Here is a 15,563-nt window from a genome sequence, read left to right as displayed (position 1 = left end):
AGTATATAGCAAAAGGAAAGCCGCTTGTTAAGCGGCTTTCCTTCTAATGCATAAAAATATCCAGCCATATTTTGACCGCCGTTCCGGCAATCAAGATGGCCAAAGTGGACTGGAGCACTTTTGTACTGATCTTTTTTCCGACTTTTACTCCGAGAGGAGCTGCAATCAGACTGACGATCAGCATAAGAACGGCAGGATGGTACAGAATTTGTCCTGTTGCTGCTTTCCCAATCAAGGAACCGATGGACGAAAGAAAGGTGATTCCCAGTGAGGTGGCGATGGTCACCCTTGTTGGCAGCTTCAGCACGACCAGCATGATCGGTACGAGAATAAATGCTCCCCCTGCCCCTACAATTCCAGCAAATACTCCAACGGTCAGTGCGAGGATTCCTGCTAATTTTTTATTAAATACCAGTTCGGACCTGGTATCATCCACTGCTTCTTTTTTTGGAAAAAGCATAAGAACAGCAGCAATAACCGCCAGCAGACCATAAATAATATTAATAACTTTTTCAGTTAAAAGATGAGAGCCAAAACCTCCAATGAAACTGCCTGTTAAGGAGCTTAATCCCATGATCATGAGAAGCTTCGTATCAATAAAGCCGCCTTTCCTGTATGCCACAAGTCCTGCAAGCGTGGAAAAGAATACTTGTACCGCCACAATTCCTGAAACATAATGAGCACCAAAACCTGCATACCCGAGTAATGGAGGAACATACAGAAGAATGGGGTAATTAATAATCGCTCCGCCTATACCAAGCATGCCTGATATAAAAGAGCCAATAAAGCCAATCACAAATATGGTTAAAAGATAACCTGCATCCATTGCCATCATTTCACCCCGTGTTCCCTGCGATTATTTCTTTTGGATAAAGAATACAAATACTCCGTTGTCTTCGTTCATTTCCAGCAGCGTATGGCCGCCAGCTTTTGCCCAGGCAGTAAGGTCACTTTTTGCCCCTTTATCCGTAGCATGGACCTCGAGCACCTGTTCAGATTCGAGTGCATCCATTGCCTTTTTTGTACGTACGATGGGCATCGGACAGGCCAAACCCTTCGCATCGAGTAATTGATCAGATTTCATTATTGTTACCTCCTTTTTAGTCCTGAATGGCGCATCGGTTCGGACCGATTTCCATCTCCTGCTGTGCCTCTTGGTCAGGGCTTAATTTTCCCATGTTGGTCTTGCGGATTTCCTGATAGGCATTCGGTTGCGGAGGAAGATTTTCAGTAACCGCCTTTCTGAATTCAGCCTCATCGAGATGAAGACCTTCATTCTTTTCAAACAGATCTCCTAGTACAGCTTTAACCTCACCCTGGTCCCCAAGCTCTGAAACTTTTGAAAAGTGGGCGGGCAGGACAGTAAGATTGCCCGGAAGGTCTCTATAGCTATGATACAGTGTGTTTCTTAAGTCTCCAACCCAATCTTCTGCTTTTCCCGCCAAGTCCGGACGGCCAATGGATTCTACAAACAGGATATCTCCGGTTAATAAATACGTTTGGTCGATCAGAAGCGTGGTACTTCCGGAGGTATGTCCCGGAGAATGAATGGACTCCACAGATATAGACGTGCCGCCGACGGTTATGGTTCGGCCATCATCCAGAGGGGTGTAGGCAAACGTTATTTCGTCCGCATCCTTCGGCGGGAGATAGTAGGTGCTTCCGGTTTTTTCTGCAAGCATACGTCCCCCGGAAATATGATCCGCATGAAGATGGGTATCAACTGCATATTTAATCATTATCCCTTTGTCCTTCGCAAACGACTCGTATGGTTCAGTCATTCTTGCAGGATCCACGATCATCGCTTCTCCATCAGATTCAATCAGGTAAGACAGGCAGCCTTTTCCTAAGCGGACAAACTGGTATAATGCACCGCCATTCTTCAGGCTGCCCACCTTTACCGGTCTCAAATACTCGCTCCATGCTTTCATTCCCCCCTTAAGGTAGAAAACATCCAGCCCCTGTTCTGACAGCATTTCTGCCACCATGACAGATGATCCTTCTTTGGCACAAACCACCAAAATATCTGTATCCTTTGGGAGCAGATCCAAGATATCGTCTACCCCATCCAACAGATCAAAATAGGGAATATTTAAGTACTGGAAAGCTTCCCCTTCAATTTTCCAATCTTGAAAAGTATCTTCATTTCTCACATCCAAAATAAATAGGTTACTTTTTCTGATGACACGGCTTGCTACCTGTGCTGCCGTCATTTTTTGAATAGCCATTCCTTATCCCTCCAATTTTGTGATTGGTCCCTTCCATTCGCTCATTCCCGGTACAACATTAATGACGTTCTTAAAGCTTGCTTCTGTCAGCTTTTGTGCAGCAAGATCGCTCCTGTTTCCTGTCTGGCAAACGACATATACATAAACACTTAAATCTGTTTTAAGCTCATTTAAACGGTCGTTTAACTCTCCTAGCGGTATAGATACAGCGCCTGGTATATGGCCGAATTCATATTCTGCAGACTCTCTGACATCCAGAAGAAAAGCTTCCGTTTGATGTTCCATTTCGAGTAATAGTTCTTCATTGGAAATCACATCAGGATGATGCTTTTCTATCTTTTCCTCTTCAGCCGTAGCTTTGCGGATATAGTGTTTCAGAACTCCGTTTTCTTCAATGGTGCCTAAATAGTGATTGCCACTGCTCGTTGCCCAGGCTTTCATATCAGCTTTCGATCCCTTATCCGTTGCCTGTACTTCAATCACTTCACCTGCGCCTAATTCATTGATTGCTTTTTTTGTTTTGACGATCGGCATCGGACAAGCGAGCCCCTTGGCATCCAGCATAACGTTTGATTTAATCATTGTTATTCCTCCTTAAATACCCACACGGGTATATTCATTTGTAAAAAAATTTATTCTGTTGGGCCGTCCCATTCCAGCATGCCGCCTGCCATATTGAACACCTTAAATCCATGGTTCTCGAGCAGCTGCGAAGCTTTAAAGCTTCTTCCCCCTGAACGGCAAACCATAATATACTCCTTCGCTTTATCCAGCTCGTGCATTCGGAATTCAAGCAAGCCTAACGGAATATTTACGGCGTCTGGAATTTTTCCGGCCTTTACTTCTTCTGTTTCCCGTACATCAATGACATGAATATTTTCTTTCTTCAACAGGCTTTCCATTTCTTTTGGTGTTATCTCTTTCATGTTCCATGCTCCCCCCTTTAAATAAATAGGTTTACGTTGCCGTCAGATGCTTCCCCCAAATATGCTGCCACACCAGCATAATCTATGCCATCCATCAACTCTTCTTGCTGAAGGCCGAGTAAATCCATGGTCATTGTGCAGGCAATGAGATTTACATCCTGCTCTTTCGCCATTTCAATCAATTGGGGTAATGTCATGGTGTTATGCTTCTTGATCACATGTTTAATCAATTTGGGACCCATTCCCGCAAAATTCATTTTTGACAAGCCCATTTTATCAGCATGACTCGGCATCATTTTGGCGAACATCTTTTCAAGAAAACCTTTTTTCACGGAAAGCGGCTCATCCTTTCGTAATGCATTTAATCCCCAAAATGTATGAAAGATTGTTACTTCATGATCATAAGCCGCCGCTCCATTTGCAATAATATACGCTGCCATTGCTTTATCATAATCGCCGCTAAATAAAACAATCGTTGTTTTCTTTTTTTCTTCAGACATAACTAAACCGTCTCCTTTTACCCATAGGGGTATATATTAAAATAAAAATACACATACCCGTACGGGTATATTACAACTTAAATAAAAAGCCCGTCAACCCGAACCTTTTATCTGCTTTTAATTAACAGCTCTACCGCTTCCTTCACCAAATGTTCTGTGGAAGCTCCTTTTTCAACGTTTTCTCTCACACATTGCTCAAGATTTTGACTTACAATCACCCCCATTGTACGGTCCATTGCATTTCTTGCCGCAGATAGCTGGGTCACGATTTCCCGGCAGTCTTTTCCTTGTTCCATCATGGAGAGCACTCCTTTGATCTGGCCTTCGATCCGTTTTAGGCGGTTTTTTACTCGGTTATCGTATTCCATAATTTACACCTCTTTCTCTTCTTTTTTACAAGGACATTTAGAATAAATATATCCGGCTACTTGGTACGTTAAAAGCCTCAACGCTAAGTTCCTTTCCGCTCTATTCGTTGATATAAGATAAAGTTTCGTAAAAGGAATCTCGTGATAATACCTGTTGAGGTATGGGTATAGTCTGTTAAAATTATGGGCATCTGCTGTATTGTAGGACCTTATGTTCAAAATGATTTTCTCATTAGTATTTGAGATCGAATCTATTTCAACACATGGTATTCTCCTAATTGGCTACGCCTGATCAGCACCAATACAATCGCAAACACAAGTGCACTTAAAAAATACTGCATATTACGCAACACTGTCTTTTAAATGTGACTTTCATTACATAATATACCCCCTATGGTATATTGTCAAGAAGCATGATTCATTTTTTCCATAGAAAAAGCATCACGTTGTCAAACGTGATGCTTTCAGAATGGGATTAGAGGTATTTTCTATGCATGCTTTTTCCGTCATAAGTAAAAAGCACAGGCTTTTCTTCAATTTTGGTTTCCATGTGCACAGGCCGTCCCCATAGCTGATTGATGTAAGGAAGGACCTTTTCAAGGTATTTCACATCCAGTTCAATATCCTCGTACGAGTGCTTGATGTAAAGTTCCCCATTCTTCAAATAGTCGCCGTCATTTACCGTCAAATACGGAAATCCTCCGTTCACTCTCATGCCCACAAGCTGATCGCGTACAGCTTCCCATTCTTTGTCCACAATTTTATAGTCCCGCCCCTGCTTTTGGAACAAATACATATCCTCACGCTGGCACAGTTCCTTTGTTAAATAGTTCCGGATAAACGACATATCGGATTCCAGTTCCCGCACTTCAAACATTTTCTCACGGCCCGATCCAGGCTTTACCCCCTGTCTAAGCAATTCTTCATCGGGGTTGTTATACCGTTCTTCAATATCTTTAAAAATCTGAAGTCCCATGTAATACGGATTGATGGAGGTTCTGGACGGCTGGACCACCCCGGCATTCAGTTTGGCAAACTCGATGGTTTCATGAGAGGTCAGATCCATTTCCTGCAGAATTTTGGCGTGCCAATACGAGGCCCAGCCTTCATTCATGATTTTCGTTTCCAGCTGGGGCCAGAAATAAAGCATTTCTTCCCTCATCATGGAAAGAATGTCCCGCTGCCAGTCTTCCAGCTCGCGGCTATATTCTTCAATAAACAGCAGAATATCTTTTTCCGGCTGCGGAGGAAAATGCTTCTTTTTCACTGGAGATGGCTGATTCCGTTTGCTTCTTGACTCATCTATGCTCCATAAATCATCATAGGGAGTTTCTTTTTTTACCGGCTCATCTTGTTCTTCATCTTCCAAATTATAGCTCAGCCGGTTGCGCACAATCGAAGGATCGATATGTTCCTGAATGGCGAGCACCGCGTCGAGAAAGACTTCAACTTCTTTTTTTCCGTGAATGATTTCATACTGGGAAATCCTTTCCGCAGTGGCGGTCATGCTGTCCACCATATCCCGCCGCGTATTGGAAAAACGGACATTGTTTTTGAAAAAGTCGCAGTGAGCGAGCACGTGGGCGATAATCAGCTTATTCTGGATTAAGGAGTTGGTATCCAATAAAAAGGCATAGCAGGGATCCGAGTTGATCACCAGTTCATAGATTTTGCTTAAACCCAGATCATATTGCAGCTTCATTTTGTGAAATTGCTTTCCGAAGCTCCAGTGAGAAAAACGAGTCGGCATTCCGTACGCGCCAAATGTATAAATAATATCCGCTGGGCAGATTTCATAACGCATCGGGTAAAAGTCGAGGCCAAATCCATCCGCGATTTCTGTAATCTCGGCGATTGCATTTCCGAGCTCTTTATTTTGCTCATCCCAAGACATGCTTGTTCCCTCCTCTATCATCTCTTACTTTCAATTTATGATGGTAAAAGCCATTTCATGAAGAAAGGGGAAAACTTCTATGGTCAAGTATTAGCTTGATACAATCTGTCCATAATAGTTGTACGTTTAGAAGGGGAGACACTTATGGCATTCATCTACAATCCTTTACTTATTTTTTTATTCGGTTATATCTTTTTACGGATTACAGGCAAAAAAGCCGTGTCGCAAATGCACAGCTTTGATATGCTTTATATTCTGATCATCGGGAATGTCATCAGCCAGCCCATGCAAAAGGACAATGTATGGCAAGCCCTGCTGTTTACGTTCATCGTCATGCTTTTATATAAACTGTTCATGTGGCTATCCCTCAACAACAAACTGCGATGGACTTTATTTGAGAGTCCTACCGTTCTCATCCGAAACGGAGACATCGACCGCACAGGATTAAGAAAGGTACGGCTTCCCATGGATGAGCTCCTTGCCCAGCTGCGTGTGAAAGGCTTTACCGATACCCGGAATATCGCGCTTTGTGCCATGGAGGACAATGGACAGATCAGCGTCATACCTAAATCCAATTTCCGGCCGGTTCAGCCGGGTGATTTAAAAATAAAGGTAAAACGAGAATTTATCCCCATTCCGGTCATTATGGACGGCCAAATCATTGACCATAACCTCAAATACTTGAAACTGGATAGAGAATGGCTTTTAAAACGGGTAAAACAAAAAGGAGCCGACGTACAGAATGTGCTGCTTGCCACGATTACGGAATCCGGAACGCTCCATATCGACACCAACAACCCGCATAATGAAGACAAAGGTCCATATTCCTATAAGCCCGGTGAGGATAATTAAAAGACAAAAAGCCAGGAATGATCACGAATATAGTAATGGCATTTAATAGAAACGAAATGTTTAGAAACCAACCAAGCAGGCAATATTAGTTTTGAGAGAAAAGGAGGAATGACAAATGACCTTTTTATGCAGCGTACTTAGTATATTTGGAATTGCTCTCCTGAACGAAATAAGGCATGCCAACCTAAAGAAAGCACCGGCAAAGCACCGTTTGCCGTCAAAAAAACCAATCCTTTAATGAAACCAGCCCACCCGGCATGTCAGGGTGGGCTTTCGTATGATTTAAGTAGGCATCTCCAGTTTTTCTTTGACTCTTTCAAAAAACAGATTGTTCTCATCTACCGATACATGCAGCGTATCGACTCTTTTCGTGAAGCCGTATAGGAGCCTGGCCGTTTCCGGTGTTTTCAATTTCATTTCAAATGCTGGCTTTTCTTTTGAAAATTCCTGAGGAAGAGCGTCAAATGTACGCCGCTGCTCTTCTTTAGAAAGGTGTTCCGGCCCCCTGTAGTGTTCAATGCTCTGTATATTTGAGAATTGTACCCTGAGGCCCTGGGCAAGTCCCGATTGTAAAATCAGCTCGTAGTCATCCAGGAGAATCGGACAAGTACGAATCACTTGAAGATCAGCAACAAGATATAGAAGGGTATAGAGATTCAGAGCCAATAACAGGATGGCTGCTGTATGGCTCCAATGCATCAAAAGGTAATGAAATCCAACCGACTCAATGAGAAGAGCATGAATGAGCATCAGACGAAAGGCCACCGCTGACGTTTTTTTATGATAGGAAAAATGGTGTGCAGAGGATCTTCGCACTCTTTTCGTCCAAGAGAAGAACGCATAACGGAATAAAGCACATTCAGTGAGCAGGCATTCCATCGTCCTTGTGAGTTTAAATTGGCGGGATAATGCTTCTCTGAAATCGTGCTGGAAGTGGCATGTGCGCCCGCTGTCCTTCCTGAAGGCAATGGTCGTTTTGACCCATTTGGGAACAAGAAAAAACAATTCGACAGCAATCCATATCCCTTCCATTCCAAGTATCAAACTAGTGAGCCACTGGGCATCTGGAGAATTTCTTATGGGAACAATGATTTCTGCCAGCCAGTAACCAGCAAGTATAACGAGGGGAAGATACTTCAGCGCCGATTGGCGACGGAAAATAAACAGATAGGCTAAAAGAGGAATAACAATCAAAAAATCGAACAAAGTAGCCCATCCCATATACTGTGGCAATGGACCGAAGGCATTCACCCGGTAGACGGAAAAATTGCAAAGAATAATAAGGACAGTCAGCACACTAAACGAGATTCGTTTTTTATTGATGGAGAAATTCATCGGACCGCCTCCTTCAATTCCATTATATAACATAATTGGAAAGCGAAGAGCCGTTTCACAAAATTGTCTTATTTGGAATGCTTATGAAGACGGGGAAGATGATTTTTACATTGTTTGGCATAGCGCCATGCCCATATTAAAGCAAAGGTAATGGCCGCTGAAGGAAAGATCCAGCTGTATGATCGAAAATAAGAATGAATCTGGGCAATATGTTCGCCATATTGATTTCCAATGGCGAAGTAAAAAACTGCCCAGAGGAAACCGGCCGGATAAATAAGTAAAGCGAATCGGGCATAGGGCATTCGGTTGCTGCCAACAATAAAGGGCATCAAGATCCTTAATCCCGGAATAAAAAAGCTTAAAACAAGGATTTTCTCTCCCCAACGGTCAAGCAGGCCAGATCCTTTTTGAATCCCCTTTCTGATCCGGCGGAATCGATAAAGCCGTTGGACGATGGCTGTACCGCCATACCTTCCGAGCATAAAACTCAATGTTAATACAGAAATAACACCCAAATAGGTGGCAATGAATGAAAAAGCAGGATTCAGTTGAACTTTATCTGAAAGCATTCCGCTGACCATTACAATGAATTCATTGGGCACGGGTAGCCCGAGGATTCCAATCCATGAAAGCACGAACACACCAAGGTAACCATGATCATGAAAAAACTGAAAAAAGAAGCCGTAATCCATCGTCTCTGCCTTCCTTCCTGCAGGCTGTTGGCCATTTTCATGAAGCTCCGGCCTTTTTCTTTTATCTTCTGTACCCTTTTTGCCTGTTTGGGTCACCCGTTTGCCCGTATTTATTTGTAAATTTTTTTATTTAAGCTTCCTGTGGTCAGTCCTGATCAAACCATCCTTTTTTCCTAAACCAGAAATACATGCTCAGTCCGAGAACCAGCATACATCCCAGCACAAAAAAATAACCCTCACGCCACTTCAATTCTGGCATATACTGAAAATTCATTCCGTAAATACCTGCAATAAATGTTAACGGCATAAAGATCGTAGTAATGACCGTGAGGGTTTTCATAATGTTATTCATTTTATAGGAATTAAGTGATATATAATTATCACGGATATCCGAGGTCATTTCCCGGTTGGAATCGATCATCTCACTTAATTTTATGAGATGGTCATAAATATCATGAAAATACGCTTTTTTATTTTCATTGATAATCAACCGTTTAGATTCCAATGTCCGGTACATTAAATCCCGCATGGGAAAAATGGAACGCCTTACTTTCAACAGGTCACTCCGAACATCAAATGTTTGTTGAATGAGAGAGTGCTTGTTTCCTTTTTCATAATTGTTTTCAATGTCGAGCAGGTGATCTTCTATGTTCTGGACAATGGGAAAATACGTATCCACAATTTTGTCCATGATTTTATGTCCGACTTCTATCGGTCCAATTGAAGAAAAATTTTCAATCCCTGCAAAGTAGTTCCACGTAGAGTCCATTTCTGCCAGTTGGTCATAATGAAAAGAAACGATGAACTTCTCTCCGATAAAAAGATCAACTTCTTGGGCAGCAAGAGACTGGGTATGAAGGGCGTGCATAACAAAAAAACTGTAACCCTGGTAATACTCAAGTTTAGGCCGCTGAAGAAACTGCAGGCAGTCTTCAATTGCCAGTGGATGAAAATGAAAATATGAGCTGAGCAGCTTAATTTCCTCATCATCCGGATCGATAAAATCGACCCAATACCACTCGATCCGATCCTCCGCCAGCTCTTCAACAGACGGGTGAAGGATAAGCTCATGATCTTTTGTGACTGCCATTATTCTAAGCATCAATGCTTCCCCCGGTTTATTAAAAGTGAATTAGACTGGCTGAACTTTAAGCATCGGCGTCTCATTCAGCAAGCTGAGCACCACTTCATAGGCACTTTTTTCCCGATGATTTTCAAAATAGCTCATTTTGTTCAATAGTCCTTTCACTTCAGGTTCATTTTCAAGTACAGAGGCGATCTGATCCTCCAGAGGCATATCCTCATTCAGCTTAATGATCAGTTTTTCTCTGATGAGCTTTTTTAAATTAATCTGTTCCTGTCCCGGCAACGCGGAATGGACAAAAATGGGCAATCGTTTCTTTAATGCTTCGCTGATGGTGATTCCGCCGGGCTTTGTTATAATTGCGTCCACCTGTTCGTACAGATGGTTCATTTCAGACCTCGTGGAAATATATCCTCTCGGTTTAATATTCGGATGATCCCATGAAGTAAGTTCTTTATACAGCTTCTGGTTTTTACCGCAGAGGACCGTATAGCGGTAATTGGAACCTGGTTTAATCTGTTTTAAGAAGCCTTTGATCTTTCCAAGCCCAATGCTTCCTCCTGAGATTAAGATATGCTTCTTCAAGGCGGGTTTCCCGGAAAAATAAGCTCTGATGTCCTCATTCACCGGAATTCCAGTAATAATAATCTGCTTGCTGTGAATTTGGTGTCTGTTTATCAGCTCTTTTTTCATGGATACATCGCTGACCAAATGATAATCGATCCCTCTTTTTCCCCAAATATCATTGATAAAGAAATCCGTGTACACATTCACAACAGGAATGTCGATCAACCCCCGTTTTTTAAGCCGGCTGATGACGGCTGAGGGAAAACAATGCGTACATACAATGACATTCGGCTTTTCCTCCTTCAGCATGCGCAGCATTTTATGCTCAAACAAAAGCAGTTGATGAGGAGGCATTAATCTTTTTTTTGCCGGGGAATACATCACATGATGATAGATCCAGTCATAGGTCCTTGGCATCATATGAATCCATTTTAAATACGTAGTTGATATGACTTTTTCCAGCGGCTTATTCCAGTAGCTGAGAAAGTCGATTTTTTTGCAAACCACCTGTTCATCACTGCTTTGCTCAATGGAAGACATTAATGCATCAGCAACCTGATGATGACCAGAAGGCATTTGAAATAAAGGTAAAAACAAGATTTTCTTCATGGCAAATCCTCCTTACAAACCTTTTAAGCCCTGTTTGTAAATTTCTTTCTGAATACAGTCAGCACGAATAACAGCAAAGCTGCTGCGGCAATCCACGGCAAGTAGGATAACTTGACTTGGTCTCCAAAGAAATAGCCGATGCTGATAAAAGCGGCCGTCCACATACCGCTCCCAAGAAACGAAAGCAGTACATAGCGCAAAAAAGAATACGTGCTGATTCCTGCAATATATGGCGCCAGCTGACGGAGGCCGGGAAGGTAAAAACCGAACAAAAGGGTCGTAATGGCGTGTTCATGAAACCTTTTCTCCACAGCTTTCCATCTATCCGGTGTTATTTTGATAAATTTTCCGTATCGCTCAATAAACGGCAGCCCCAGTTTGCGGCCGAGCCAATAAGAGGCAAACATACCCGCAACGGTACCCATAAATGCATAAAGAAAGCTCGTACCAAACTCCAAATGTCCTTTCGCAACCAGTACACCGACCAAAAACAAAAATGATTCTTCAGGAGCAGGGATGCCGGTAATCCCGCAAAATAAAACCAGTAAAATGATCCAATGACCGTAGTTTTGCAAATAGGAAATAACGGTATCTAAACTCATATTAACCTCGTTTGTTTGTATTCTTTAGTTCTTCCAAAGGCATTCCGATATATCCTTGTCTTTGGGCATATTCCAGAAAACCCCGCAGAGCTTCAAGCATGACAGAAGGTGCTTCATCATCCGCACCAGGGTTTTCACCGTTATCGTGAAGCAAATAAATACATCCGCTGTGCAGGCTTTTCTTTAACTTTGCGGCCAACTTGTCCTTTCCCTGACCGGCCTTCCAGTCTCCGGTGATCGAGGACCACATGATTATTTGATACTCTCTTGCGAGCAGAAGTGAAAACAAGTTAAACCTTCCCCACGGCGGGCGGTAAAAATCGGCTTTTTTTCCTGTCGCTTGTTGAATAACAGTGGCACATCTGCTGATTTCTTTTTTTAGTTTACCTGGTGTTAAAAGCCAGCTGTTCGAATGGGTTTGATGATGAATACCCACAGTGTGTCCTTCATTACTCATCCTTTTTAGGAGCTCTGGTTCCCTTTCGGCCCGTTCACCGACTATGAAAAATGCGGCCGGTACATTATACGACTTTAACAGGTCCAACAGTTGCGGCGTATACACCGGATGGGGGCCATCATCAAATGTAAGAAAAAATTCTTTTCTTTCCGTTGGCCCATTTTTAATAATGCGAACTGCAAACAGCCTGATGAAGATGGTAGGGATGATGCCATACAACAGAAAAAGAAGTACAACCGTACAAACGCAGTATAGAATTATCATTTCCCTTTTTGTACTCCTTCTAACTTATATTCAGCTTCCGCCAGCGAATAAAGGTTTTCCTCGCACTGTTTCAAGCACGCTTTGGCATGAAAGGATAATTCATAATTAAAGTAATCTCTTTTTAATATTTTTCTGAGCTGCCTTTTTAACCGCATAAGCTCCATTTCGCTTTCATCAATATTATAATAGGCAGAGCTGTTTGCTGCTTCCCTATCCATATCCTGCCCAAAGTGTCTGCAGCTCTCCAGCCAATCATGGTACTCTTTTGATCTCTGCTCATTAAACATTTTAATGAGTTCCTCCTCGGAGTAATCGGAGAACTTCAGGATCTCCATCATAAAGGATTCACCGCCATGGTCCTTAATCAGGGTATGCAGTTTGGTCAGCTTATTCCCTATGTCCCCCACTTTCGGGACAAGACAAACAGACTGCTGTATATAAAGCACTCCAAGTGCTTTCAAATTTCTCCATATCCTCACTCTAAGTGTGGAAGGCTCCACAGGGACTTTATAAGAAAACAAATACCACTTCCTGCTTTCTTCCATTAAACTCCCACCTTATCATCCATATCATGTAGACATAATAACACAAATAACAATTGTTTCAACCTATTACGTAACAGTTGTTTCGTTTATGGGTGGTTTTTGTTATTTTTCCCCGGACAAAAAAAGGCCCGGTTTAGAACCGGTGCCTTAAACCACCTATTAAAGGTCAAGAAAAAGTTCTCCTGAACCGACAATGACACTTTTCCCGCCAATTATTACTTCTTTATATTCCGCGTCTTTCTGAATGGTGATATCAATCAGGCTGCGTCTTCCCATCTCAAAGCCCTGTTCACTTCGCAGTTGATATATCCCTTCATGCCCCTGCACAATGTTCATATGTTCAACGATATAGGCACCTAATGGGCCGCTTGCTGCCCCGGTAGCCGGGTCTTCCGGTATTCCCATTGCCGGTGCAAACATTCTGCTGTGAACCGTTGATTCTTCCTCTTCTGTTTCAGCTGTGAAGGCAAAAATATGCCTGGTTGACGGGTTATGGCTAAAATCCTTCTCCCAAATATCCATTCTGAAATTAATGCTTTTCATTGCCTCAAGGGATTGAACAGGAATAAACAAGAAAGGGACCCCTGTGGATACCGTTTGAATGGGAAGGTCCACATCCAGGTCTTCCGGGGAAAGAGACAGTAAGGTCGCCGCCAACTCGCGCTCTTGAAAGGATGGGCCGAATTGCGGCATGGGCTGATTCATCTCAATCCTGAGATCATCACCGCTCCCTTTATGCACTGTGACTGAAATATCGCCGACTCCCTCTTCAAAGATCCATTCATTCCTGCCCTCTGAAGTAGCAATCCACCCTTTTTGTGCGAGCAGAAATGCAGCCCCTAAAGTAGGGTGCCCTGCCATTGGCAATTCCATCTCTGGAGTAAAAATGCGCAGCTTTTTATTATTTTTGCGATTGTCCGGTGATTGAACAAAAACCGTTTCCGAAAGATTCAATTCCCTGGCAATTTTTTGCATCCATTCAGTTGATAGTTGAACGTTGTCCTGAAAAACAGCCAATTGATTTCCGCTGAATGGTTTATTGGTGAAAACATCTAAAAGGGTATAAGTTAACGATTTCATTTTATTCCTCCTCAACATCTTCTTAGCTTTATCTTATGGCGGCTTTGAAGATTAATCAAATCCGTAGAAAAGGAATGCTAAAAAGGCCATATAAAAAAAAGAAGACCCCCGTACATATAGGTCTTCTTCAGGTTGCTCAGGCTATTGCCCAATAATAATTTTTTCTTTTGGATAATGAAAATGTTCAATGACGACACGTCCGCGAATGATGAATAAGAAGGAAAGAATTCCAATCCTTCCGATAAACATAAGCACCATCAGCACCACTTTGCCGCCTGTGCTTAAATGCGGGGTGATCCCCAGGCTTAAACCGGTTGTTCCAAACGCGGAACACACTTCAAATACAATCTTCTCGATTGGCATCGGATCGGTAACCGCCATTATTAAAGAAGCGATACTGCACAGCATAAATGCAACGATAAGCACGATAAAAGCCTTTTGAATATCTTCGGTAAGCACTTCACGCTTGAAAACTTTAATCGTATTGCGTCCTTTTGCATAAAACAATATGGCGAGAAAGGCAACGGCAATCGTTGTTGTCCGAACCCCGCCACCCACACTGCTCGGCGACGCACCGATAAACATCATGGCGCTTAGAAAAAGATTGGTGGGCACGGAAAAGTGGTTCATGTCCATAGTGGAAAGCCCGCCGCTCCGTGTGGTAACCGATTGAAAAAGTGAATAAAAAAAGGTTTCATGCCATGTTTTATCCGCCAGGAACCGGTGGGATTCAAAAGCATAAATTCCTACGGTTCCAAGCACAACAAGAATTAAAAACGTAAGGGTGGTTACTTTCGTGAACAGTGTAAACGTGTACCGCTCTTTGTATTTCCGTTCCGCAATAAAGTTTTTCACTTCAATGAGCACCGGAAACCCTATCGCCCCGGTAATAATCAAAATCATTGTCAATACCTGGATCAGGTAATCATGCCTGAATGGGATTAGTGATTGTCCTGTCAGGTCGAAACCTGCATTGGTTGTAGCCGTAACAGAAGCAAAGAACCCATGATAGGCAGCCTCCTGCCAGGTCGGATAATATTTAAGAAAAAGAAATGTAAATAGGACCATACCGATGAACTCAATAATGATAATAAGGCCAAGGATCTGCCTCATCAAATTAACAATACCAGCCAATGTGGACTGGTTCTGGTCCGTCATGATCAATTGACGCTCGCGCATGCCAATTTTCTTTCCGAGCAAAATCCATAAAGCCGTCCCGAGGGTCATCACCCCTACACCGCCAATTTGAACGATGATGGCCAAAGCAACAACACCACTGGTATTAAATGTCTCGTGAATCGTTACAACAGAAAGGCCTGTAACACTGACCGCACTGACTGCGGTAAACAGCGCATCAATAAAACTTAATGAAACACCGGGATTGTGAAATGCCGGCAGACTTAAAACTCCAGTTGCAACCACTACAGATATGAGGTAAAAAAGAACAATAATTTGAACAGACGTTAAAAATAACGCTTTTTTATCCCCTTTTCTTTTTACTCCGAGCAATCTTCTCACAACCCTGTCTATATCAACTATACTTTCTTAAACTATACCCAA

The 15,563-nt window shown here is 42.6% G+C and carries 19 protein-coding genes; 2 read left to right on the top strand and 17 right to left on the bottom strand.

Features of this window, described 5'->3' with window-relative positions; all coding sequences use genetic code 11:
• Nucleotides 1-43 precede the first annotated feature (43 nt).
• The 8 genes from AS030_RS00290 to AS030_RS00255 form a co-directional block, all read right to left on the bottom strand.
• Nucleotides 44-826: a sulfite exporter TauE/SafE family protein gene (locus AS030_RS00290; protein WP_061971362.1), complete on the bottom strand. Its 783-nt coding sequence runs from the start codon at nt 824-826 to the stop codon at nt 44-46.
• Nucleotides 827-856: 30 nt separating this feature from the next.
• Complete coding sequence (locus AS030_RS00285) at nt 857-1,084, bottom strand: sulfurtransferase TusA family protein (RefSeq protein ID WP_061967107.1); 228 nt, start codon at nt 1,082-1,084, stop codon at nt 857-859.
• Nucleotides 1,085-1,100: 16 nt separating this feature from the next.
• Nucleotides 1,101-2,228 carry an MBL fold metallo-hydrolase gene (locus tag AS030_RS00280; protein WP_061967104.1) on the bottom strand — a complete coding sequence of 376 codons (1,128 nt, stop codon included), beginning with the start codon at nt 2,226-2,228 and terminating at the stop codon, nt 1,101-1,103.
• Between the two features lie 3 nt (nt 2,229-2,231).
• On the bottom strand, nt 2,232-2,810 hold the full coding sequence (locus tag AS030_RS00275) for a sulfurtransferase TusA family protein (RefSeq protein WP_061967102.1): 579 nt from the start codon (nt 2,808-2,810) through the stop codon (nt 2,232-2,234).
• Between the two features lie 50 nt (nt 2,811-2,860).
• On the bottom strand, nt 2,861-3,154 hold the full coding sequence (locus AS030_RS00270) for a rhodanese-like domain-containing protein (protein ID WP_061967100.1): 294 nt from the start codon (nt 3,152-3,154) through the stop codon (nt 2,861-2,863).
• A gap of 17 nt (nt 3,155-3,171) precedes the next feature.
• A complete protein-coding gene (locus AS030_RS00265) occupies nt 3,172-3,654 on the bottom strand; it encodes a DsrE/DsrF/DrsH-like family protein (protein ID WP_061967098.1) in 483 nt (160 codons plus the stop codon).
• A 107-nt stretch (nt 3,655-3,761) separates the two neighbouring features.
• Complete coding sequence (locus AS030_RS00260; protein ID WP_061967095.1) at nt 3,762-4,022, bottom strand: metal-sensitive transcriptional regulator; 261 nt, start codon at nt 4,020-4,022, stop codon at nt 3,762-3,764.
• Between the two features lie 475 nt (nt 4,023-4,497).
• On the bottom strand, nt 4,498-5,916 hold the full coding sequence (locus AS030_RS00255; protein ID WP_061967092.1) for a SpoVR family protein: 1,419 nt from the start codon (nt 5,914-5,916) through the stop codon (nt 4,498-4,500).
• Nucleotides 5,917-6,060: 144 nt separating this feature from the next.
• Between AS030_RS00255 and AS030_RS00250 the strand changes: the two genes are divergently transcribed.
• A complete protein-coding gene (locus AS030_RS00250; protein ID WP_061967090.1) occupies nt 6,061-6,768 on the top strand; it encodes a DUF421 domain-containing protein in 708 nt (235 codons plus the stop codon).
• A 115-nt stretch (nt 6,769-6,883) separates the two neighbouring features.
• A complete protein-coding gene (locus AS030_RS24485; protein WP_276203817.1) occupies nt 6,884-7,006 on the top strand; it encodes a hypothetical protein in 123 nt (40 codons plus the stop codon).
• 44 nt (nt 7,007-7,050) lie between these two features.
• Here AS030_RS24485 and AS030_RS00245 read toward each other — a convergent pair whose 3' ends face one another.
• The 9 genes from AS030_RS00245 to AS030_RS00205 all read right to left on the bottom strand — a co-directional run bounded on the left by AS030_RS00245 (nt 7,051) and on the right by AS030_RS00205 (nt 15,512).
• On the bottom strand, nt 7,051-8,103 hold the full coding sequence (locus tag AS030_RS00245; RefSeq protein ID WP_061967089.1) for a hypothetical protein: 1,053 nt from the start codon (nt 8,101-8,103) through the stop codon (nt 7,051-7,053).
• 68 nt (nt 8,104-8,171) lie between these two features.
• Complete coding sequence (locus AS030_RS00240) at nt 8,172-8,891, bottom strand: DedA family protein (RefSeq protein ID WP_061967088.1); 720 nt, start codon at nt 8,889-8,891, stop codon at nt 8,172-8,174.
• Between the two features lie 49 nt (nt 8,892-8,940).
• Nucleotides 8,941-9,897: a magnesium/cobalt transporter CorA gene (gene corA, locus AS030_RS00235; RefSeq protein WP_061967087.1), complete on the bottom strand. Its 957-nt coding sequence runs from the start codon at nt 9,895-9,897 to the stop codon at nt 8,941-8,943.
• Between the two features lie 30 nt (nt 9,898-9,927).
• Entirely contained in the window at nt 9,928-11,055 is a 1,128-nt protein-coding gene (locus tag AS030_RS00230) for an MGDG synthase family glycosyltransferase (protein ID WP_061967085.1), read from the bottom strand.
• A 23-nt stretch (nt 11,056-11,078) separates the two neighbouring features.
• Nucleotides 11,079-11,657: a DedA family protein gene (locus AS030_RS00225; RefSeq protein WP_061967082.1), complete on the bottom strand. Its 579-nt coding sequence runs from the start codon at nt 11,655-11,657 to the stop codon at nt 11,079-11,081.
• A 1-nt stretch (nt 11,658) separates the two neighbouring features.
• Nucleotides 11,659-12,378 carry a polysaccharide deacetylase family protein gene (locus AS030_RS00220; RefSeq protein ID WP_061967080.1) on the bottom strand — a complete coding sequence of 240 codons (720 nt, stop codon included), beginning with the start codon at nt 12,376-12,378 and terminating at the stop codon, nt 11,659-11,661.
• Nucleotides 12,375-12,923, bottom strand: a complete 549-nt coding sequence (locus AS030_RS00215) for a Chromate resistance protein ChrB (RefSeq protein ID WP_061967077.1) — start codon at nt 12,921-12,923, stop codon at nt 12,375-12,377. The genes AS030_RS00220 and AS030_RS00215 overlap by 4 nt, the downstream gene beginning before the upstream one ends.
• 159 nt (nt 12,924-13,082) lie before the next feature.
• Nucleotides 13,083-14,003, bottom strand: coding sequence for a PhzF family phenazine biosynthesis protein (locus AS030_RS00210; RefSeq protein ID WP_061967074.1), 921 nt, complete (start codon nt 14,001-14,003; stop codon nt 13,083-13,085).
• A gap of 141 nt (nt 14,004-14,144) precedes the next feature.
• Nucleotides 14,145-15,512 (bottom strand): TrkH family potassium uptake protein, encoded by a 1,368-nt coding sequence (locus AS030_RS00205; RefSeq protein WP_061967071.1) that lies wholly within the window; start codon nt 15,510-15,512, stop codon nt 14,145-14,147.
• Nucleotides 15,513-15,563: the final 51 nt, after the last annotated feature.

Source organism: Fictibacillus enclensis, from assembly GCF_001457035.1.
In the GTDB taxonomy this organism is placed as follows: domain Bacteria; phylum Bacillota; class Bacilli; order Bacillales; family Fictibacillaceae; genus Fictibacillus_C; species Fictibacillus_C enclensis.
This window is presented reverse-complemented; position numbering and strand designations above follow the sequence as displayed.

Coding starts and splice junctions, on each gene's coding strand:
- AS030_RS00230 (WP_061967085.1), bottom strand. CDS start 11,055: ATGAAGAAAATCTTGTTTTTACCTTTATTTCAAATGCCTTCTGGTCAT.
- AS030_RS00290 (WP_061971362.1), bottom strand. CDS start 826: ATGGATGCAGGTTATCTTTTAACCATATTTGTGATTGGCTTTATTGGC.
- AS030_RS00260 (WP_061967095.1), bottom strand. CDS start 4,022: ATGGAATACGATAACCGAGTAAAAAACCGCCTAAAACGGATCGAAGGC.
- AS030_RS00215 (WP_061967077.1), bottom strand. CDS start 12,923: ATGGAAGAAAGCAGGAAGTGGTATTTGTTTTCTTATAAAGTCCCTGTG.
- AS030_RS00265 (WP_061967098.1), bottom strand. CDS start 3,654: ATGTCTGAAGAAAAAAAGAAAACAACGATTGTTTTATTTAGCGGCGAT.
- AS030_RS00250 (WP_061967090.1), top strand. CDS start 6,061: ATGGCATTCATCTACAATCCTTTACTTATTTTTTTATTCGGTTATATC.
- AS030_RS00225 (WP_061967082.1), bottom strand. CDS start 11,657: ATGAGTTTAGATACCGTTATTTCCTATTTGCAAAACTACGGTCATTGG.
- AS030_RS24485 (WP_276203817.1), top strand. CDS start 6,884: ATGACCTTTTTATGCAGCGTACTTAGTATATTTGGAATTGCTCTCCTG.
- AS030_RS00285 (WP_061967107.1), bottom strand. CDS start 1,084: ATGAAATCTGATCAATTACTCGATGCGAAGGGTTTGGCCTGTCCGATG.
- AS030_RS00245 (WP_061967089.1), bottom strand. CDS start 8,103: ATGAATTTCTCCATCAATAAAAAACGAATCTCGTTTAGTGTGCTGACT.
- AS030_RS00220 (WP_061967080.1), bottom strand. CDS start 12,378: ATGATAATTCTATACTGCGTTTGTACGGTTGTACTTCTTTTTCTGTTG.
- AS030_RS00210 (WP_061967074.1), bottom strand. CDS start 14,003: ATGAAATCGTTAACTTATACCCTTTTAGATGTTTTCACCAATAAACCA.
- AS030_RS00255 (WP_061967092.1), bottom strand. CDS start 5,916: ATGTCTTGGGATGAGCAAAATAAAGAGCTCGGAAATGCAATCGCCGAG.
- AS030_RS00270 (WP_061967100.1), bottom strand. CDS start 3,154: ATGAAAGAGATAACACCAAAAGAAATGGAAAGCCTGTTGAAGAAAGAA.
- AS030_RS00275 (WP_061967102.1), bottom strand. CDS start 2,810: ATGATTAAATCAAACGTTATGCTGGATGCCAAGGGGCTCGCTTGTCCG.
- corA (WP_061967087.1), bottom strand. CDS start 9,897: ATGCTTAGAATAATGGCAGTCACAAAAGATCATGAGCTTATCCTTCAC.
- AS030_RS00280 (WP_061967104.1), bottom strand. CDS start 2,228: ATGGCTATTCAAAAAATGACGGCAGCACAGGTAGCAAGCCGTGTCATC.